Raw genomic sequence first — 20,848 nt, forward strand, 5'->3', positions numbered from 1 at the left:
TAAAATAGCCACTTATAAAATAGTGTTTTGTAAGTAGCTATTTAAATGGGAAACTAGTCTTGATGAGTAAAGATAGAAGCAAATTTATTTTTATACGTTTCTTTACTGGTTTTAGCGAATTGAATTGTTTTGAATATACCCAATAAGCTTGCTTGATGCATGCGGTACAATAGGCGATGGATCGTTAAAGCAAAAAAGCCTTTAACGCTCATTTCTCCTTTTCCAGCAATTTTAACCACACCTTGAGCGGTATCATGCAAAGAAATAATTGTTCCGTTATCTGTATAACTGAATGATTTCATGGATTTATTATTTAACATGTTAACAATGTTTTCATAACAAATTTTTGCCATTTGATGTGCGGCTTGTGCGGTAGCGGGAGCGGCTCGTCCGCTGTCTTGCATTGCGTAAGCACAATCACCAATAACAAAAATATTATCATCACGTGTTGTTTGTAATGTTGGTTTTACTACAAGCTGATTAGAACGACTTGATTCTAATCCGGCAATATCTTTTAAATAATCGGGTGCTTTTACCCCAGCAGTCCAGATCATAATATCTGCGTGAATGGTATCGCCTTCTTTTGGATAAAAGCCATCACTTTCCGCTTTAGTGATCATGGTTTTTGTTAATACGCGAATGCCACGGTTTTGTAAAGTTTCAGTGATACTTAATGCTGTTTTTTCAGGTAGGGCAGGTAAAATACGATCAGTTGCTTCAATAACGGATACATCTAGTAAATCTGAACACATTTTATTGTGACCACAAGCGCCGAATGTTTCAACCATGTGTGGTAATTCAGAGGCTAATTCAACACCTGTTGCACCGCCACCAACAATAGCAATACGAATTTTATCTTCAGTTTTTTCTTGTTTTTCATCAATAATTGAACAAAAACCAGCAAATTTGGCAATCAGTGTTTCACGTAAACGAATTGCAGCATTTTGGTCATCTAAAAAAATACAATGCTCTTTAACACCAGGTGTGCCAAAATCGTTTGAGGTACTTCCTATTGCTACAACTAAAATATCATAGGGTACAGAGATAGATTCGTTGTTTAAATCTTCAATAATAACTTGTTTTTCTTCACGGTTAAGATCTTTAAATGTACCTTGTGTAAATTGGAAGCTGTGTTGTTGCCCTTGTGTAGCATAATCAATTTTATCAGCTTGTTCGTTCAAAACACCTGTGGCAAATTCATGTAATAAAGGTTTCCACAAGTGATAGCTGTTTTTATCAATTAGTCTAATTTCGGCTTGGTTGTCTTTACCTAGTTTATCGCCAAGGTCTGTAGCTAGCTCTAAACCACCGGCTCCACCACCAATAATTATTATTTTTTTCATAAATTTCGAACCTTATCGTATATTAATTGAAAATATCATACTAAATAAGTAGGTTTTTATCTATTTCTTTTAACTAATATCAATTATAAATAAAACCTATTAAAGTGATGTTTTATAATTATCAAAATTTATTTAAAAGTTAAATAGAATATAGCCATATTGACTATTCATAATGTTAATATATTCTTATTTTTTAAAATAAAAATTCTGCTTTAGTTGTTGAAATAAAGCATTTTTGGTATAACCTATAATATAGTAATCGTTACAATTTAAGTATGTAAAATCTGTAATGCATACCATCGTCCTAATTGTTTAGGTCTTATCTAATCATTATCACTCTATACAAAATTTATGAATAAAAAAATTTTTATTACGATTGTGTTAATTGTTATTTTAATCTCAATGACAATTTTAATTCGCTCACACAATAGTCAGCTTATCTTACAAGGTGAGGTTGATGCGCCTAATGTTAGTATTTCGTCAAAAGCTAAAGGACGGGTGCAGGCTATCCATGTTAATCGAGGCGATGATGTAAAACCAAACGATATATTAATAACGCTCGATAGCCCAGAGTTATTAGCACAAGTTAAAGCCGCACAAGCAGCATGTGATCAAGCTCAAGCTCAAGTTACACTTTCTAAGCACGGCACACGTGAAGAAAGTATTCGCTACTATCAAGCATTACTTCAACAAGCTAAAGTTGCTTATGCTAATGCCACTAAAGAGTATGATCGCAATAAAGCTATTTTTAGTAAGGGTTATGTTTCTCAATCAATCTTAGATAATGCATTAAAAATACGTGATGAAGCCTTTCAACAAGTTCTGTCGGCACAAGCTAATTTAGATCAAGCGCAAAATGGGGATCGCATTGAGCAACGTGAAATTTACGATGCAAAATTAAAAGAGGCGCAAGAGCAACTTAAACAATTACAAATTCAATATGATGATTTACAAGTAAAAGCACCTGTCGCAGGTGAAGTTGGTTCGATACCTGCTGAAGTTGGTGAGTTATTTAATGCCAATAGCCCACTGTTAACTGTCATTCAGCTACCACAGGCTTACTTTATATTTAATATTCGCGAAAACATTATGCCCAATATTCATAAAGGTGATCATGTTAAGCTTGAAGTGCCCGCACTCGGCAATAAAAAAATTGAGGCTGAAGTTCGTTATATTGCGCCCATGGGTGATTATGCAACAAAACGGGCAACGCGAGCTACTGGTGATTTTGATTTAAAAACCTTTGAAGTTAGGCTTTATCCAACAAAGCCTATTACTAATTTACGTGCAGGTATGAGCACATTATGGAAAATAGACAATTAATTGGGGATTTTTGGCACCGCTTTAAACAAGCGTTTAATGCTGAAATACCTACCATTTTTAAACGATTTACTTTCCATTGGCTAATGTGGATTTTGCCACTAATTATTTTTGTATTAATCAGTAGCATATTCCACCGCGGTGTGCTATTTGATCTACCTGTTGGCTATATAGATCATGATAAAAGTGTTTTATCACGTGAAATTGTGCGCAATCTTAATTCGGGTGCACATGCAAGCCTTGTTAACTATGATAGCCAGCTTTCAGAGGCCGAGCGCGATTTGCGAAAAGCAAAAATTTACGCCATTTTGTATATTCCCCCTAATTTTGAAGCAGATGTATTAGCTGGCCGTCAGCCCACTCCAATGCTATATTACAATGCGTTATACTATAGTGCGGGCTTGTATTCTATTATGGACTATTCTGGCCTTATTGCCGCATTAAATACTCAATACCGTACCACAATGGCAACCAGCATTGGGATAGCAGTCCCCAAGCTTGCAAAAGTGAATTTTAATTATGATGGACTGTTTAATGCCAGCGGTAATTCTATGTACTTTCAGCAATTCTCGGCTGTGGTACATTTACTACAGTTATTTGTTGTTACAACAACGATTCATATATTAGCGCAATTACCTAAACGAACTCGTCCAAACTACCCTTTTGTTTTAGGTAAATTAGCCCCTTATACCATTTGGTTTACGATGTTACTTATTTTTGAAATTGCTATGCTGGTTTTATTTTCTGATGCGCGTGTATCAGGATCCCCCTTTGCAATGATGATAGTGGTGTTTTTCTATGTTATTGCTGCGCAAAGTATCGGTATTTTGCTGTATACTTTTACAAAAACGCCAATTGACGCTTATTCCTATATCGGCCTTTTAGTTGGGTTGGCGCTAACTTATTCGGGCATTGTTGTGCCAGAACTATCAATGCCATGGATTGCCAGATTCATTTCATCTTTAGAGCCATTAACTTATGCACTTAATAAACTGTTTGATCTGTTTTTACGTCACTCTAGCTATCTTTCAGTGCTAAAAGTCTGTGGTATTTTAATGATCTATCCAATAATTATTACTGTGTTAGTAAGAAAACGTCTAGTAAGACGACTACATTCACAGTAAGGGGAAAAACCAAGATGCTTAAAATATTTTGGTCTTCATTTGTAAAAATATTTTTGCTTATGTTAGTGAGACCAAGGTGGTTATTGTTAATCTTATCTGTCTCATTGATGAGTTTAGTTTATAGTAATGGAACTATAACCAGCTTGCCAGTAGCCATCGTCGATCAAGATCATACACCAACAAGTCGAGGTTTAATTCGCTCTTTAAATACTAGCTCTAAAATCGAGACCATCATATATGAAAGCTCTCTACAAGCTTATGATGATATTAATAATCATAAACTGTTTGCGGTATTTACTATTCCAAGAGATTTTGAAAAACGATTATTAAAGGGCGAAGAGGTCACAATTCCTGCATACGGCGATGCCTCAAGCCGTTTAGCTAATGGCTTAATACAAGTTGATATAAAAGGAATCTATCAACAGATATTAACTGAATATAATACTAGAATAATGCGTAATAGTGGTTTTTCAGATAAGCAGATTAAGATTATTTTATCGCCAATTAATGGTCAAACTGAACCACTTTATAATGCGGGGGTTAGCTTTGCTGCCATTACTTTTCCTGGCTTATTAGTGATGTTATTGCAACACTCATTTTTAATTGCTTCAACGCGTACTAACATTACTTTAAACTCACTACCGAAAGGTAAACCACCGAAAATAGTCATATTTGGTAGTTTATGTGGTCTTATACCGATCTGGTTATTTTTATCCATTGTTCTGTTTGGTTTATGGCCTTGGGCACTTGGCTATCGACAACTCGCCAATATTCCAGAAATTTTAATCATGACATTTCCATTATTGCTTGGTGTTTTAGGGCTCAGTAAATTGCTGACTGAATGTTTACGTAAAACCGAAATGATCTATTTGACACTCGCATTTTTGACAACACCCGTATTTTATTTATCGGGTACAATTTGGCCGCTTGATGCCATGCCTTTTGGGGTACAAATAGTTTCTAAAATGTTACCATCAACTTGGGCAACTAATATGATAGCAGGTGTCAATCAAATGGGATTAAGCTTAAAAGATAATTTATTTAATGTATTTATGATTTTGTTGCTTGGGATTATATACGGTTTACTAGGCTTTTTTATTGCAGCATTGCGAGAAGGTCGAGTAAGAAAATTTTTTAAAAACTCAACGTCTAAATATAGAAAAATATAATAATCAATAGATTATCAATAATATAAAATATAAATCCAGTAGCTTATTGTTATTGGCTTTACTGATTGATATTAAATATTGCTATGATGATTTAAATTGATCGTTAATAACTTTTGATTAGTACAAGAGTGGTACAAGCTTAGTACAAGCAGTTCGGCTTGTTTTATTGGTTAATTTATTTTATTGTTTGAGAATTATCTTGAATTAGCATTTGTTTATTTAAATTTAATATCGTTTTACTTGTATTCGCGTTATACTAAATAAACTTATATACCACAGCAAAAGGAGACTTGATAATGGAGTTTGATACTTCAGTTCTTTGCGATTATTACCCAGAAGATGTTAACGTTGTTGAACCGATATTTAGTAATTTTGGCGGTGTGACATCATTTTCAGGTCAAGCTGTAACAGTTAAATGTTTTGAAGATAACGGGCTACTATACGAAATTTTACAATCGGACGGTTCAGGTAAAATACTTGTTATTGATGGTGGTGGTTCTGTTCGTCGTGCATTAATTGATGCAGAGCTAATCGATATTGCCGTTCAAAATCAGTGGGAAGGGATTATTGTTTATGGCGCTGTTCGTCAAGTTGATCACCTAGCTGAAGCTGACATTGGTATTCAAGCGCTGGCAGCAATTCCAGTTGGCGCTGAAGATCAAGGCATAGGTGAAATCGATATTCGAGTTAACTTTGGTGGCGTAACTTTCTTTTCTGGTGATTTTATCTATGCTGATAACACTGGTATTATTTTATCTGAAATTGCGCTCGAAATTGAAGATAAATAAAAAATAACCTATACCGCCGAAGCCTATCGGCGGGTTTTATATTTAAATGCGCACTTTTCTAAAATTTTTAACAAGGATTTTGTTAATGCTAAATTATTCGATTACGAATATAACCGCCAGTTACTGTTTTAATCAGTCCCTCTAATTCCATATCTAATAATTTCGTTGTCACTTCGGAAATCGGTAAATTGACTTGCTGAGCAATAATATCAATAGGAATAGGTTGGTGGTGAATCACAGCAAAAATTTCCGGGTACAAAATAGAATGGCTTGGTGCTTCTTTAATTGAATTAAGCGAGTTATTTACTACTGATAAATAGTTATAATAATGCTCTAAAATATCAGTAGGCTTAGAAACCAAATAAGCGCCTTGTTTAATTAAATAATGAGTTCCACTACAGTTTTCATTATCAATATCGCCAGGTAAGGCAAAGACATCGCGATTTTGTTCAAGTGCATAGCGTGCTGTAATTAGTGAACCACTTTTTTCTGATGCTTCAATCACAAAAGTACCTAAACTTAATCCGCTAATAATTCGGTTTCGACGAGGGAAATAGACTGATCTGGCTTTTTCAAATGGTAGAAATTCAGAAACAATGGCGCCACCTTGTGACAAAATATCATTGGCTAAGCTTAAATTTGATCTTGGGGCAATCTTGGCTAATCCACTGCCTAGAACTGCAATAGTCGGGCCAGATACTTCAAGCGCACCACGATGGCAAATTGCATCTAACCCTAATGCCAGACCACTGGTTATAGTTAAACCATTCATAGCTAGTTCACCAGCAAAATATCGCCCCCATTGTGCTCCATATTCACTAAATTCGCGGCTGCCCACCATTGCCAATTGAGGAGAATCTAATAACTGCCGATTACCTAAAACAAATAATAATAAAGGCGGAGAATCAATTTGCTTAAGTAGTAAGGGATAATCATTATCGCAATAGGCAATAAGATATTTTGGTGGAAAAGGTGAATCTAACCATTCAAGTATTGGCTCAAAATGTAGGTATGATGTTTCATAAAAAAGCGCTAATTGAATGTCTGATAATCCTAGTTTATTTAATAGAAGAGAAACATCTTTTATGCTACTAGGTAAACCGTTAGCAAAAAGTTGCATAATTTTTTCAAAAATGGCTCGTTTTCCATATCTAAGCATTGAAATTCGTAATAAAAATTCATATTTACTCATCATAACCCTTTTTTATATACAGCTTAAACAGGCGTCATATCTTGAATTGATAAGATATATTTTATCAATAGCCAACAAGGGCTATTCATCAGTATGATAAATGTTTACAATGAATAATAGATGGAATAAACCCGAAATTTGAGGAGTAGATCGAATAATTTATGGCTATTTTACCAGTATTACGTTTTCCTGATGAGCGACTTCGCAAAGTTGCTAAGCCTGTTACCAAATTTACACCAGAGTTACAAACCATTATTGACAACATGATTGAAACCATGTACGCCGAAAATGGTATTGGCCTGGCTTCTACCCAAGTCGATGTGCATGAACAAATTATCGTAATTGATGTATCAGAAGACAAAAGCCACGTTTATGTGATTATCAACCCAGAAGTCATTAGCCAAGAAGGTGAGACAGGTATTGAGGAAGGCTGTCTATCGGTACCTGATTGCCGTGGTTTTGTGCCAAGAGCTGAAAAGATTAAAATTAAAGCACTTGATCGTAATGGCAATCCTTACGAAATTGACGCTGATGATCTATTGGCTATTTGTATTCAACACGAAATGGATCACTTAAAAGGTAAGCTTTTTGTCGATTATCTTTCACCATTAAAACGCCAACGAATCGAACAAAAAATGAAAAAACTTGCCCGAGAAGAGCAACGCAGTAAATAAAATTAACCGCCAGTACTTGGCGGTTAAACTCATTACGCTTAGCTATTTAGCGACAATAACCATGGCAGGGCGAATTAAACGGCCATTTAAGGTATAGCCTTTCTGAATGGTATTAACAATTTGTCCTGACTGATGTTCAGGTGATTCAACCATGCTAATTGCTTGATGCATATCAGGGTTTAATTGAGAATCTTCGGTATTAATCACTTCAATACCAAATTTTTTGACAGTGTCTAAGAATGATTTTAATGTCAGTTCTAATCCTTCAACTGTCGCTTTATGTTCTGGATTGGTTTTATCCGTAGATTCTAAAGCGCGTTCTAAATTATCAATAACGGGTAATAATTCGTTAGAAAATTTTTCGAGTGCAAACTTACGCGCTTTATCAACATCTTGCTCGACTCGTTTACGAACATTATCAATTTCAGCTCGCGCACGAATCATGGCTTCACTTTCATTTTTTTTCGCTAATTGCAATGCTTGTTCAAGCTCTGCAATACGGGCATCTTTTGCACTTAATTGTTCTTCAAGATTTGGTTGCGCCGGCGCTTCTTGCTCGGCTGTTGCATCTACTGGTGTGTCAATGTTAGTTTCATTTTCTGACATATTTTTATCTTGCTCTGTCATAGGGTACTCCAAATAATGTAGTCGAAAACTTAGTGAATAACGGTTATTATGGGGGCAATTTTTATGATTACAAGCTTATCATCATATTGATATGTGATTTTTTGAATTATTATCAAAAAATACAGATGGTTATGTAAAAAATAACAAGGATATTTTATGGATACACCATTTAAATGTATTGGCTTAATTGGGCTTCCGCGTAAATTAGAAGCAATAGAAACTCATCAAGTGCTTTATGATTGGCTTGTTAAACTTGGTATTCGCGTGCTGGTTGAAGATCGCTTAGCGAATCACATTCAATTTTCTGTTAGCCACTACGCTTCGTTGGAAACAATTGGTGAGCAAGCCGATCTCGCTATTGTTGTCGGGGGAGATGGAAATATGTTGCATTCAGCTAGGCGCCTATCGCACTATAAAATCAAAGTGATTGGCGTCAATCGCGGTAACCTCGGTTTTTTAACTGATATTTCTCATGAACAAGTGATTGAACAATTAAGCCCTGTTATTGCTGGTAAATATGAGGATGATCCCCGCTTTTTGTTAGAAGTGTCTATTTATGATAATGGTAACTTGATTAACTCAAGTTTTGCTGTCAACGAAATTGTTGTTACTCCTAATACCGTTGCACATATGATTGACTATGATGTCTACATTAATGAACGCAATGCCTTTTCACAGCGAGCAGATGGGTTAATTATTGCCACACCGACCGGCTCTACGGCTTATTCACTATCAGCGGGCGGCCCTATTTTAGCACCGCATTTAGATGCATTAATTATTACACCAATGTTTCCACATTCATTAGCGGTCAGACCATTAGTGATCAAAAGTGATAATGCTATCCGCTTAAAATTCCCAACGACAGCACTGGATCTTAATATTGCTTGTGATAGCCAAATTATTTTGCCTGTCAAACCCACACAAGATGTGATTATTCGCCGTTCTTCGTATGAGTTTAATTTAATTCATTCTAAGGAGTATGATTATTTTAATAATCTTTCAAGCAAATTAGGATGGTCACAAAAGATGTTTTAGCTTGTGTTGTCAATAAATTTCAGAGAAATAGGCATGTCAATATCAGATCATTGATCCTTGCCTTATTGGCGATATAAACCCCATCTAATTGCCCCAAGCTTAGTGTACGATATTAGAAACTAGGGCTATGATGTATCAGAAAGAATATAAATTAAGCATGATAAAAATCATTCAGAAAAGCCATTGATTTTATTGAAGTTTTTATTTTGTTGATTATCAGCAATAATATTCATCTTTTTTACCGCAAGTCTATCGCATGATGTACGGCCCAATACATTAAATAGGCCGTTTAATCCTGTTGAACTCAACCTAGTTTGGATGACCGACATCACGGATATTCCCCCCTCGTGAAGGCGGGGTATACTTCGGTGTAATGATTTATTCGGTCGAAAAGCGATCTGCCAGCAAACAAGCTCATATATTGATAGTGGCGAGTTTTGTCTTATATTTTGGCGAGAATCACACTTCATCTCTTAAAGAATAAATGTCATCGCATAAACAGTAAATGAGGAAAAGATAGCGGCAATTACATCATCTACCATAATGCCAAATCCACCCGGCACCCGTTTATCAAACCAGCGAATAGGCCAAGGCTTTGCCATGTCAAAAACTCTAAATGCTAAAAAAGCGATAGTAACCCATAAAATAGTCAGCTGAGGAATAAAAAAGAGCGTGATCCACATTCCGACAAATTCATCCCAAACAATGTGCCCTGAATCGTGAGTATGGGTATCATCTGATGTTTTTTGACAAATAAAACAGCCAAAAATAAAAGTCACTAAAATAAATATCCAATACAAAACGGGTTGTAAACCATAAAACAATAGCCAAAGTGGAATAGCCATCAGTGACCCCATCGTACCTGGCATTATTGACGATAAACCACTACCTAACCCTACCGCTAAAAAATGGATTGGGTTGGTCAGTTTTAGGTGTTTCTTAAAATCTTTATTTCGTTCTTGTTTTGTCATAATTTCATTTTTTTAGGTAAAATTATGCCGACGTTAAGCCGGCAAAAAACTAGCTGCTTATTTTAACTAAGCATTCTTGTATTGATTATGACAATATTATTCATCTTTGGTTAATGTTGCAACCATTACCGCTTTGATCGTATGTAGGCGGTTTTCCGCTTCATCAAACACGATGCTATGTTTAGATTCAAAAACTTCATCAGTCACTTCTAATCCATTGTTTAAACCATATTGTGCAGCCATTTGTTTACCAATTGTGGTATTGATATCATGAAAAGCAGGCAGGCAGTGCATAAATTTAACATTTGGATTACCAGTGAGTTTAATCACGTTTTGATTTACTTGATATGGCGTTAATAATTTAATTCGCTCATCCCAAACATTTTTAGGTTCGCCCATTGACACCCATACGTCCGTGTATAAAAAGTCAACATCTTTAACGCCTTGGGCAACCTCTTCAGTTAAGATAATTTTTGCTCCTGTCGTTTTAGCGATATCTTGGCACTTTTGCACAAGGTCAGCTTCAGGTTGGCAAGCTTTTGGGGCAACTAATCGAATTTCCATTCCCATTAATGCTGCGCCTTCCATTAATGAATTCCCCATGTTATTTTGTGCATCGCCTAAATAAGCAAATTTAATACTGTTTAATGGGCGATCGCCGATATGCTCTTGCATTGTCATAAAATCGGCTAATATTTGCGTTGGATGTGCTTCGGTTGTTAAACCATTCCATACTGGCACGCCTGCATATTGAGCTAAGGTTTCAACGATATCTTGCCCATAACCTCGATACTCAATACCATCATACATTCTTCCAAGCACACGCGCTGTATCTGCAATCGATTCTTTATGGCCAATTTGGCTGCCACTTGGTCCTAAATAGGTGACTTGAGCGCCTTGATCAAACGCACCCACTTCAAAAGCGCAGCGGGTACGAGTTGAATCTTTTTCGAAAATAAGGACGATATTTTTACCAACTAAATGTTTTTTTTCGTTACCTTGTTTTTTGGCTTTTTTTAGTGCGATAGCAAGTTCAATCAATTGATTAATTTCTGCTGGAGTAAAGTCGAGTAAACGTAAAAAATGGCGTTGATAAAAACCGTGCATATTGAGCTCCTAAAAAGCGGTAAATTTCGTTAAGATTTTATTTGAATAATTATGCAATTTCAAGTTAAACCTTCTAGATTTATTTGATATTATTTTTACGTGTTGAATTGTCTAAAATTTTAGATTTTGTCATTTGGTTATTTTTTATAATATTGCTTTTTTTGTTTAAAAAAGTGTAATAATATGATTAAATATTGTATTATCAAAAAACAATTAAATTGAATTTTTATTCACATTTATTGGTTGTTTAATCAAAGGTAGCTTAATCATGCAAACTTATGCCCTCCTTATGTTGCAAGACGGTTCGCAATTTATTGGTAAATCTATTGGTGCTAACGGACAAACTGTTGGTGAGGTGGTGTTTAATACGTCAATGACTGGCTATCAAGAAATCCTGACCGATCCTTCTTACAGTGAACAAATCGTTACGTTAACGTACCCACATATTGGTAATGTTGGCACCAATAGTGCTGATGCCGAAGCAAATCATGTTTATGCAAAAGGGTTGATTATTCGTGATTTGCCATTATTAGCCAGCAATTACCGCAGTGAATTAGATCTTTCTAGTTATTTAAAACAACATAATGTCATTGCCATTGCTGATATTGATACTCGTCGTTTAACACGTATATTACGCGAAAAAGGGGCGCAACATGGTGTGATTATTACCGCAAATGATAAACAGACTTTATTTGATAAAGCCGAAAAAGCCAAACAACAGGCATTAGATTATAATGGATTAAGTGGTTTAGATTTGGCTAAAGAAGTCACTTGCAAGGAAAGCTACGTATGGACTTGCGGTATTTGGACAAGACAACAGGAGCATCCTACACCAAAACCTGAAAGTGAACTGCCATATCATGTTGTGGCTTATGATTTTGGTGTTAAACAAAATATATTGAGGATGTTAGTTGAACGTGGATGCAAGTTAACGGTTGTACCCGCTAAAACACTTGCAAAGGATGTGTTAGCGTTACATCCAGATGGTCTGTTTTTATCAAATGGTCCAGGTGATCCTGCACCTTGTACCTATGCCATTGATGCAATAAAACAGTTCTTAACAACCGATATTCCGATCTTTGGCATCTGTTTGGGGCATCAACTATTAGCATTAGCTTGCGGTGCAAAAACGGTCAAAATGAAATTTGGCCATCATGGTGGTAATCATCCTGTTAAAGATCTAGAAAATAATCGGGTAATGATTACCGCACAAAATCATGGATTTGCGGTAGATGAGGGGACATTGCCAGCTCATTTACGCGTTACACATAAATCGCTATTTGATGGATCATTACAAGGTATTCATCATAATCAAAAACCCGCATTTAGTTTTCAGGGGCACCCTGAAGCCAGTCCGGGACCGCATGATGCGGCACCACTTTTTGACCATTTTATCGAATTAATCAAAATTTATAAGCAGGAGCAATAAGCATGGCTAAGCGAACAGATATCAAAAGCATATTAATTATTGGCGCTGGTCCAATTGTTATCGGCCAAGCATGTGAATTTGATTATTCGGGTGCACAAGCCTGTAAAGCGCTGCGTGAAGAAGGCTATCGCGTTATTTTAGTTAACTCCAACCCAGCAACGATTATGACCGATCCTGAAATGGCTGATGCCACCTACATTGAGCCAATTCATTGGACCTGTGTCCGCAAAATTATTGAGCAAGAAAGGCCTGATGCTATTTTACCCACTATGGGTGGGCAGACCGCTTTAAATTGCGCATTAGAGTTGGAAAAGCAAGGGGTATTAACAGAGTTTAATGTTGAAATGATTGGTGCCACTGCTGATGCCATTGATAAAGCCGAAGATCGAAAACGTTTTGATCAGGCGATGAAAAAGATTGGGCTTGATACGGCGCGTTCAGGGATTGCTCATTCACTTAAAGAAGCTTACGCCGTTCTTGAACAAGTTGGCTTTCCTTGCATTATTCGCCCGTCATTTACTATGGGCGGAACTGGTGGTGGTATTGCGTATAATACAGAAGAATTTGATGAAATCTGTACACGAGGGCTCGATCTTTCTCCCACTAATGAACTGCTCATTGATGAATCATTAATCGGTTGGAAAGAGTACGAAATGGAAGTTGTACGAGACAAGAATGACAATTGTATTATTGTTTGCTCAATTGAAAATTTCGATGCCATGGGGATCCACACTGGGGATTCCATTACGGTTGCGCCAGCTCAAACGTTGACGGATAAAGAGTATCAAATCATGCGTAATGCATCGATTGCTGTATTACGTGAAATTGGTGTTGAAACGGGGGGATCGAATGTACAATTTTCGGTTGACCCTAAAACGGGGCGTTTAATTGTTATTGAGATGAATCCGAGGGTATCACGTTCATCTGCGTTAGCTTCTAAAGCGACTGGCTTTCCAATAGCTAAAATTGCCGCTAAGTTGGCAGTCGGTTATACACTCGATGAGCTTTCTAATGATATTACTAGTGGTAAAACCCCCGCCTCGTTTGAACCGTCCATTGATTATGTCGTGACGAAAATACCACGCTTTAATTTTGAAAAATTTGCTGGGTGTAATGATCGCTTGACTACCCAAATGAAATCGGTTGGGGAAGTGATGGCAATTGGTCGCACTTTTCAAGAATCAATACAAAAAGCATTGCGAGGGCTTGAAGTTGGTGCTTCTGGGTTTGATCCTAAAATTGATGATTATACTGATGAAAAAAATATTGCCAAAATTCGTTATGAACTACAAGAAGCGGGTGCCGATCGTATTTGGTATATTGCCGATGCTTTTCGAGCTGGTTTAACGCTTGATGAAATCTTTTTATTAACGCATATTGATCGCTGGTTCTTAGTCCAAATTGAAGAATTAGTACAAATAGAAAATCGATTAAAACAACAAACAATTAGCAAGTTAGATGAAGAACAATTATGGCAACTTAAACGCAAAGGTTTTTCTGATTTACGTATTGCAAAACTGATCAACTCTACCGAACAAGCCGTTCGTCATTTACGGCATCAATACCATATCCATCCTGTATATAAACGTGTTGATACTTGTGCTGCTGAATTTGCAACCGACACGGCCTATCTGTACTCAACCTATGAACAGGAATGCGAAGCTAAGCCTCAATTTCGCCGCAAAAAAATCATGATATTAGGCGGAGGTCCTAATCGGATTGGTCAAGGTATTGAGTTTGATTATTGCTGTGTACATGCTGCATTGGCACTACGTGAAGATGGTTATGAAACCATTATGGTCAACTGCAACCCCGAAACGGTGTCAACTGATTATGATACTTCTGACCGCCTCTATTTTGAACCAGTTACTCTCGAAGATGTGCTTGAAATTGCGCATATTGAGAAACCAAATGGCGTTATTGTGCAATACGGCGGACAAACGCCGCTAAAATTGGCTCATGCACTTGAAGTCGCTGGATTACCCATTATTGGTACCTCACCCGATGCTATAGATAAAGCCGAAGATCGCCAGCGTTTTCAAGAAGTCGTCGATAAATTGAAATTAAAACAACCAGCCAATGCAACGGTGACCGATATTGATGAAGCTATCACCAAAGCGGAAAAAGTCGGTTACCCATTAGTGGTTAGGCCATCTTATGTACTAGGTGGTCGAGCAATGGAAATTGTCTATAATGAGCAAGATTTACGGCGTTATTTTAAAACAGCGGTAAGTGAATCGAATAATGCCCCTGTCTTACTTGATCACTTTTTAGATGATGCCATTGAAGTGGATATTGATGTGATTGCTGATGGTGAACAAATTGTCATTGGTGGTATTATGGAACATATTGAACAAGCAGGGATCCACTCTGGCGATTCAGCTTGTTCATTACCTACACACACACTAACCTCAGAAATTTTAGACCAACTCAGGCAACAGGCTAAACAGTTAGCACTTGAGCTTGATGTGAAAGGCTTAATGAATGGACAGTTTGCTGTTAAAGATAACCAGATTTATTTAATCGAAATCAACCCGCGAGCAGCTCGCACTGTTCCTTTTGTCTCAAAAGCAACTGGCTTACCACTCGCAAAAATTGCCGCACGAGTCATGGTTGGCACAACCTTGGCACAACAAAACGTAACTAAAGAAGTCATTCCTTCTTATTACTCAGTAAAAGAAGTGGTATTACCGTTTAATAAATTTAGTGGCGTTGATCCTATCTTAGGACCTGAAATGCGCTCAACGGGTGAAGTTATGGGCATCGGTAAAACCTTTGCTGAAGCCTTTGCCAAAGCACAACTTGGTAGTTTATCAAATATGAAAAAATCAGGGAAAGCGCTACTATCTGTGCGTGACCAAGATAAAACAAGGCTGTTAGTCGTCGCTAAACGATTAATTGCTCATGGATTTTCTATTGATGCCACCATCGGAACGGCAAAAGTGCTACAACAAGCTGATATACCATGCCAAATTGTTAAAAAAGAAAACGAAGGGCGTCCAAATATCCACGATCATATAAAAAATGGGGAATATAGTTATATCCTTAACACCACATCAGGACGAGCAGCTATTGAGGCATCCAAAATATTGCGCCGAAGTGCCATTCAATATAAGGTGCATTACGATACGACAATGAATGCAGCTTATGCCACAACAGCAGCGTTAGATTACGATCCTACGCATAACGTAACACCACTACAGGCGCTTTATCCATAGCCTAAAAGACGAGCAATGCTCGTCTTTTATAATCTATTAACTGATATAATCGATTAACTTAAATTAGCTTGCCGGTGAATTTTCTGCTGACATCGTCCAAATATCTGCCTCAGCTACATCATGAATATGATTTGCAAAATTATAACAACGTTGAAAAAGCTTATTATCAAAATTGCTTTTATACAAGATTGCTTTGCTAAAGTAAAAAGAATGAACTTACTGCTTGTAACTACAAGAAAACGCTCGTTTTTTCTGCAATATCGTGTTAATTTATTTATTATATTTTAATTAATTTAACAAGTTATCATATATGGATATGATTCATTCCTCTGATCTAAAAACGATCATGCATTCCAAGCGTGCCAATATTTATTATTTAGAACATTGCCGTGTTTTGGTTAATGGTGGGCGTGTTGAGTATGTGACGGAGCAAGGGCAACAGTCTTTATATTGGAATATCCCAATAGCTAATACTACCTGTATTTTATTAGGCACCGGAACGTCATTAACGCAAGCAGCCGTGCGAGAGCTTTCACGTGCAGGCGTCATGATTGGTTTTTGTGGAGGAGGCGGAACCCCACTTTTTTCATCAACTGAATCTGAGTTTGCCTGTCAATTTTTTTCGCCACAAAGTGAATATCGTCCTACAGAATACCTACAAAGCTGGTGTCAATTTTGGTTTGATGACAAGCGTCGGTTACAAGCAGCTAAGTTATTGCAACAAACCCGGCTTAAGATTATTAGCGAATGTTGGCCCAAATTTGATTGGGATATCGATAAAATGAAATTAGAGCAAATCCTTGTGGATGCAACACAACAATTTACTGATGTGGATAATAGTCAAGCACTTTTAGCTGCTGAAGGGCGAATTAGCAAACGCCTTTATGGCATAGCAAATCAATTAACACTACAAGATGATAAATTTAAGCGTGAGCATGGTACGCATGGTAAAAGTCATGACCCGGCTAATCAATTTTTAGATCATGGTAACTACTTAGCCTATGGTCTTGGTGCAACGGCTTGTTGGGTATTGGGATTACCCCACGGGCTTGCTATTTTACACGGAAAAACTCGGCGCGGTGGTTTAGTTTTTGATGCGGCCGATATTATCAAAGATGGCATTGTATTACCCCAAGCCTTTTTATCAGCTAAACAAGGGGATAGTGAAAAAGAATTTCGTATGGCGTGCATTGCGCAATTTGCCCAATTAGAAGCACTTGATAAAATTATTGATACCTTAAAACAGATAGCCGATCAAATATGAATATTTTACTTGTTAGCCAATGCAAAAAGAACGCCTTAACCGAAACACGGCGGATTATCGATCAATTTGCTGAACGTTGTGGAGAACGCACATGGCAAAGCCCAATGACCGAAGCTGGTCTACAAACACTCTATAAATTGTTACGCAAAACCGCACGAAAAAATACCGCGGTTGCCTGCTATTGGACACATGGTAAAAATTTAACTGATCTTTTGTGGATTGTGGGTGATCGCAGTCAATTTAATCAAGAAGGGCGCGTCCCAACCAACCGTACGTGGCGTAATATTTTACGCAGTGACAGCGAAAATTGTTGGCAATATGCAACCACTATTCAATTAATCACAACCATAGCAGCATTACTTCATGATTTAGGTAAAGCAACGATTGGTTTTCAATCTAAATTACGAGCAGAAACAGCTGTGGCTGCTGATCCTTATCGACATGAATGGATTTCGTTGCAATTATTTTTATTAATGATTCAAGACTGCCCCACCAACGAAGCCTTATTTAATCGATTAGCAAATTTTACTGAATATCGACAACAGCATCCTCATTGGTACCAGCAGCTCACCCAAGTCGAAAAAAATGATCTTACCCAATTGCCTTTATTGGCACAGTGGATCGCGTGGCTCATTGTGTCGCATCATCGAATGCCGTTTTTATCGGTCTCATTAGATGGCGATAAAGGAAAGAAGCAAAAGCAAGAATTATATCTTTCAGGTTTAAAAACAACAACTTTCTATAGAATACTAACAGCTGTTGATAAATGGGTTAAAAACAGCTATAGCCAACACTCATCCCCCAACGATTTTTGGCAACTAAAAAGTGATATCACCTTAAGCCAACCTTGGCTTAAAAAATTAAGCCGTTATGCAACCAAAGCCCTAAACCATATTCCTTTAATGCACTTATCTACTATTGACCCGTTTGTATTGCATATTTCGCGCTTAGGTTTAATGGTGGCTGATCATAACTATTCTAGTTTGTCTTTAGCAAATAAAGAAGCTGAAGTAAATAAATCCATATTGATTGCCAACACAAATTACCAAAAAAAGCCTAAACAGTGTTTAGATGATCATTTAATTGGGGTCGCTAATTTAGCGGCTCGTTTTGCTCGTTTATTACCTAAAATAACCACGGAATTACCTGCCATCAATCAACATAAACCTTTTACCAAACGAACAACTATAAAACGATTCCAATGGCAAAATCACGCGTTTGATTTAGTCAAAAGTTATCAACAACTATCTGATGAATGTGGCTTTTTTGGTGTGAATATGGCATCGACTGGCTGCGGTAAAACTTTAGCCAATGGGCGGATTATGTATGCGCTTTCAAATCCTAAACGGGGCGTGCGCTTTACCGTTGCACTGGGATTACGTGTTTTAACGTTGCAAACCGGTAAAGCATTAAGAGAAAGATTACACTTAAGTGATGAACATCTGGCAATTTTAGTGGGTGGGCGTGCCACAAAAACCTTGTTTGAACTGAGTAATGAAGACATTGAACAAAACGATTCAGAAAACCAAGGTAGTGAATCTATCGAATCGTTACTTGATGAATATATTGATATAGCAGAAAGTGGTATTGCGGATTGTGAGTTAGGGACTATTATCGAAGACAGTAAAGCACGACAATTACTTTATGCGCCCATTGTGACATGCACCATTGACCATATTATTCAAGCGAGTGAATGTACCCGAGGCGGTAAATATATTGCACCTACATTAAGATTATTAACCTCAGATCTGATTTTAGATGAACCGGATGATTTTGATCAACATGATTTACCAGCGCTGGCGCGTTTAGTCCATTTAGCTGGGTTATTTGGTAGCAAAGTGCTACTGTCATCAGCAACTTTAACGCCTGATTTAATTGCTGGATTATTTGATGCTTACCAAGCAGGGCGAAAAATTTGGAATCAAAATAACCAATATGCCAATAATGCCATTGTATGTGGTTGGTTTGATGAATATGAACAGTCGATATCACCAATTGCTGATACTAAAACGTTTAGCGATCACCATCAACAATTTGTAGCAATGCGCATTCATCAATTAGCACAAAGTGCAATTCGTCGTCAAGGGCATATTTTGGATCTACTAAATTACCAAGAAAATAAAACAGAAAACCAAAAAATCAATTATGGTGTGCTGGCTAAACAATTATTAGATCAAGCTTATCAATTTCACCAAGATCATCATCAAATAGATAAAAAATCACAAAAAAAGGTAAGTATTGGTTTAATGCGTTTTGCCCATACCGAAGATGTTATTTCACTTACAGAACAAATTTATGCCCAAACCAAGTTACCTACTGATACTGCTTTTCATATCGTGGTTTATCATGCTCGGCAACTGCTATTATTGCGTAGCCAGCTAGAAGAAAAACTTGATAGAATTTTAAATCGCAGTGATGAACAGGCACTATTTCATCAACCTGAAATTATCAATGCCATCAAAGATAGCGATAAACAAAACCATATTTTTATTGTTATCGGCACGCCAGTGACCGAAGTCGGGCGTGATCACGATTATGATTGGGCTATTGTTGAACCATCATCCATGCGTTCTATTATCCAGCTAGTGGGGCGAGTATGGCGACATCGACCACAAAAAATGGTACAAAAGGCCAATGTGGCGATATTAGGATCGAATTTAACGGCAATTGAAGCTAATTATAGTACTGGAAAAGCCTGTTTTACTAAACCTGGATTTGAAGAAAAGCCATTATTCTTGCTGAAAACCCATAAAACAAATGAACTCATTCCTGCTCATCAGTTAGTGAATATAGATGCGGTTCCTCGTATTAAGTCTTGCCCTGAAGATGGGCTAACGCTCGCCGAATTAGAACATAAGGTCATGGCAAATCTCTTTGCGATTCATGCCCGTAAAAGTAATTATGTCACCAGCTATTGGCAACCAGATTTAGCACATCACCATTGTGTGCATTTACAGGCGATTTCACCATTTAGAGGGAATAATAAGACACAAGATGAATATATCTGCCAACTTGATGATGATGGCGATTATCAATTTAGCTATGCAGATATCGCATGGCAAACACCAGATGAGCGCTGCCCAAGTACTCAAAATAACCAAATCAAATACAAACACTGGTTATTTGAAAATCCGCAAGTGAAACCATGGTTAGAAAATAGTGTAGAACAAGCCATAACAAAAATAGCGGAACATTTCCCCAATAAAAACTTATACCGATTAGCCAATGAGTTTTGTAGTGTCAGCTTATATCGGAATAGCAATTGGCATTTTCATCCTTATTTTGGTTTTTATAAAAAGAAAGGATAAAAGAATATTGTTTTATACTGAAACACATAGTTACCTGAAACTTTTTTGAGAAAATATCAGCAGGTGAATAATGGTTGCTAGTAAAAGCGAGGTAATTCTTTTATACTTGATGGCACTGCTGTGTAAGCAGTTTAGAAACATTAAATTTTTGTTTTAATTTAATAGTTCCACCGCCGCATAGGCGGTTTTTATTTGTCAATAACGCTTAATTTATTAAAATAACATTCCCATTAAATTTTATTTTTAATTTATTATTGATCTATTTGCTTCTTTCGTATA

General features: G+C 37.0%; 15 protein-coding genes. 10 read left to right on the forward strand and 5 right to left on the reverse strand.

The window, feature by feature from the left end; genetic code table 11:
• Positions 1-53 precede the first annotated feature (53 nt).
• Complete coding sequence (locus A9G28_RS04045; protein ID WP_065579840.1) at positions 54-1,343, reverse strand: NAD(P)/FAD-dependent oxidoreductase; 1,290 nt, start codon at positions 1,341-1,343, stop codon at positions 54-56.
• A 351-nt stretch (positions 1,344-1,694) separates the two neighbouring features.
• Here A9G28_RS04045 and A9G28_RS04050 point away from each other — a divergent pair, with 351 nt between their 5' ends.
• The 4 genes from A9G28_RS04050 (at position 1,695) to rraA (ending at position 5,744) form a co-directional block, all read left to right on the forward strand.
• Positions 1,695-2,666 carry an HlyD family secretion protein gene (locus A9G28_RS04050; RefSeq protein WP_065568260.1) on the forward strand — a complete coding sequence of 324 codons (972 nt, stop codon included), beginning with the start codon at positions 1,695-1,697 and terminating at the stop codon, positions 2,664-2,666.
• Positions 2,648-3,787 (forward strand): ABC transporter permease, encoded by a 1,140-nt coding sequence (locus tag A9G28_RS04055; protein ID WP_065579841.1) that lies wholly within the window; start codon positions 2,648-2,650, stop codon positions 3,785-3,787. Before A9G28_RS04050 ends, A9G28_RS04055 begins: the two co-directional genes overlap by 19 nt.
• Positions 3,788-3,801: 14 nt before the next feature.
• Entirely contained in the window at positions 3,802-4,956 is a 1,155-nt protein-coding gene (locus tag A9G28_RS04060; RefSeq protein WP_065579842.1) for an ABC transporter permease, read from the forward strand.
• 296 nt (positions 4,957-5,252) lie between these two features.
• Complete coding sequence (gene rraA, locus A9G28_RS04065; RefSeq protein ID WP_065568263.1) at positions 5,253-5,744, forward strand: ribonuclease E activity regulator RraA; 492 nt, start codon at positions 5,253-5,255, stop codon at positions 5,742-5,744.
• Between the two features lie 88 nt (positions 5,745-5,832).
• Here the strand turns inward: rraA and dprA are convergent, their stop codons facing one another.
• Positions 5,833-6,936, reverse strand: a complete 1,104-nt coding sequence (dprA, locus tag A9G28_RS04070) for a DNA-processing protein DprA (protein ID WP_218056978.1) — start codon at positions 6,934-6,936, stop codon at positions 5,833-5,835.
• Positions 6,937-7,097: 161 nt separating this feature from the next.
• On the opposite strand from dprA, the gene def reads away from it, so the two are divergent.
• Positions 7,098-7,610 (forward strand): peptide deformylase, encoded by a 513-nt coding sequence (def, locus tag A9G28_RS04075; RefSeq protein ID WP_065568264.1) that lies wholly within the window; start codon positions 7,098-7,100, stop codon positions 7,608-7,610.
• A 42-nt stretch (positions 7,611-7,652) separates the two neighbouring features.
• Here the strand turns inward: def and grpE are convergent, their stop codons facing one another.
• Positions 7,653-8,237, reverse strand: coding sequence for a nucleotide exchange factor GrpE (gene grpE / locus A9G28_RS04080; RefSeq protein WP_065568265.1), 585 nt, complete (start codon positions 8,235-8,237; stop codon positions 7,653-7,655).
• Between the two features lie 156 nt (positions 8,238-8,393).
• On the opposite strand from grpE, the gene nadK reads away from it, so the two are divergent.
• Positions 8,394-9,272 carry an NAD(+) kinase gene (gene nadK / locus A9G28_RS04085; protein ID WP_065579843.1) on the forward strand — a complete coding sequence of 293 codons (879 nt, stop codon included), beginning with the start codon at positions 8,394-8,396 and terminating at the stop codon, positions 9,270-9,272.
• A gap of 473 nt (positions 9,273-9,745) precedes the next feature.
• On the opposite strand, the gene A9G28_RS04090 is transcribed toward nadK, so the two are convergent.
• Positions 9,746-10,243: a phosphatidylglycerophosphatase A family protein gene (locus tag A9G28_RS04090; protein ID WP_065579844.1), complete on the reverse strand. Its 498-nt coding sequence runs from the start codon at positions 10,241-10,243 to the stop codon at positions 9,746-9,748.
• Positions 10,244-10,339: 96 nt separating this feature from the next.
• Positions 10,340-11,350, reverse strand: coding sequence for an ornithine carbamoyltransferase (argF, locus tag A9G28_RS04095; protein WP_065579845.1), 1,011 nt, complete (start codon positions 11,348-11,350; stop codon positions 10,340-10,342).
• Positions 11,351-11,618: 268 nt separating this feature from the next.
• Here argF and carA point away from each other — a divergent pair, with 268 nt between their 5' ends.
• The 4 genes from carA (at position 11,619) to cas3f (ending at position 20,569) form a co-directional block, all read left to right on the forward strand.
• A complete protein-coding gene (carA, locus tag A9G28_RS04100) occupies positions 11,619-12,779 on the forward strand; it encodes a glutamine-hydrolyzing carbamoyl-phosphate synthase small subunit (protein WP_065568296.1) in 1,161 nt (386 codons plus the stop codon).
• Positions 12,780-12,781: 2 nt separating this feature from the next.
• A complete protein-coding gene (gene carB, locus A9G28_RS04105) occupies positions 12,782-15,997 on the forward strand; it encodes a carbamoyl-phosphate synthase large subunit (protein ID WP_065579846.1) in 3,216 nt (1,071 codons plus the stop codon).
• Positions 15,998-16,307: 310 nt separating this feature from the next.
• Positions 16,308-17,261: a type I-F CRISPR-associated endonuclease Cas1f gene (gene cas1f / locus A9G28_RS04110; protein WP_065579847.1), complete on the forward strand. Its 954-nt coding sequence runs from the start codon at positions 16,308-16,310 to the stop codon at positions 17,259-17,261.
• Positions 17,258-20,569: a type I-F CRISPR-associated helicase Cas3f gene (gene cas3f, locus A9G28_RS04115; RefSeq protein WP_065579848.1), complete on the forward strand. Its 3,312-nt coding sequence runs from the start codon at positions 17,258-17,260 to the stop codon at positions 20,567-20,569. Before cas1f ends, cas3f begins: the two co-directional genes overlap by 4 nt.
• Positions 20,570-20,848: the final 279 nt, after the last annotated feature.

Source organism: Gilliamella sp. Fer1-1, assembly GCF_001690825.1.
GTDB classification, from domain to species: domain Bacteria; phylum Pseudomonadota; class Gammaproteobacteria; order Enterobacterales; family Orbaceae; genus Gilliamella; species Gilliamella apicola_C.

What these genes read in the sequence shown, in the direction of transcription:
- grpE (WP_065568265.1), bottom strand. Translation starts at nt 8,237, where the DNA reads ATGACAGAGCAAGATAAAAATATGTCAGAAAATGAAACTAACATTGAC.
- rraA (WP_065568263.1), top strand. Translation starts at nt 5,253, where the DNA reads ATGGAGTTTGATACTTCAGTTCTTTGCGATTATTACCCAGAAGATGTT.
- cas3f (WP_065579848.1), top strand. Translation starts at nt 17,258, where the DNA reads ATGAATATTTTACTTGTTAGCCAATGCAAAAAGAACGCCTTAACCGAA.
- carB (WP_065579846.1), top strand. Translation starts at nt 12,782, where the DNA reads ATGGCTAAGCGAACAGATATCAAAAGCATATTAATTATTGGCGCTGGT.
- A9G28_RS04050 (WP_065568260.1), top strand. Translation starts at nt 1,695, where the DNA reads ATGAATAAAAAAATTTTTATTACGATTGTGTTAATTGTTATTTTAATC.
- argF (WP_065579845.1), bottom strand. Translation starts at nt 11,350, where the DNA reads ATGCACGGTTTTTATCAACGCCATTTTTTACGTTTACTCGACTTTACT.
- A9G28_RS04045 (WP_065579840.1), bottom strand. Translation starts at nt 1,343, where the DNA reads ATGAAAAAAATAATAATTATTGGTGGTGGAGCCGGTGGTTTAGAGCTA.
- carA (WP_065568296.1), top strand. Translation starts at nt 11,619, where the DNA reads ATGCAAACTTATGCCCTCCTTATGTTGCAAGACGGTTCGCAATTTATT.
- cas1f (WP_065579847.1), top strand. Translation starts at nt 16,308, where the DNA reads ATGGATATGATTCATTCCTCTGATCTAAAAACGATCATGCATTCCAAG.
- A9G28_RS04090 (WP_065579844.1), bottom strand. Translation starts at nt 10,243, where the DNA reads ATGACAAAACAAGAACGAAATAAAGATTTTAAGAAACACCTAAAACTG.
- nadK (WP_065579843.1), top strand. Translation starts at nt 8,394, where the DNA reads ATGGATACACCATTTAAATGTATTGGCTTAATTGGGCTTCCGCGTAAA.
- A9G28_RS04060 (WP_065579842.1), top strand. Translation starts at nt 3,802, where the DNA reads ATGCTTAAAATATTTTGGTCTTCATTTGTAAAAATATTTTTGCTTATG.
- A9G28_RS04055 (WP_065579841.1), top strand. Translation starts at nt 2,648, where the DNA reads ATGGAAAATAGACAATTAATTGGGGATTTTTGGCACCGCTTTAAACAA.
- def (WP_065568264.1), top strand. Translation starts at nt 7,098, where the DNA reads ATGGCTATTTTACCAGTATTACGTTTTCCTGATGAGCGACTTCGCAAA.
- dprA (WP_218056978.1), bottom strand. Translation starts at nt 6,936, where the DNA reads ATGAGTAAATATGAATTTTTATTACGAATTTCAATGCTTAGATATGGA.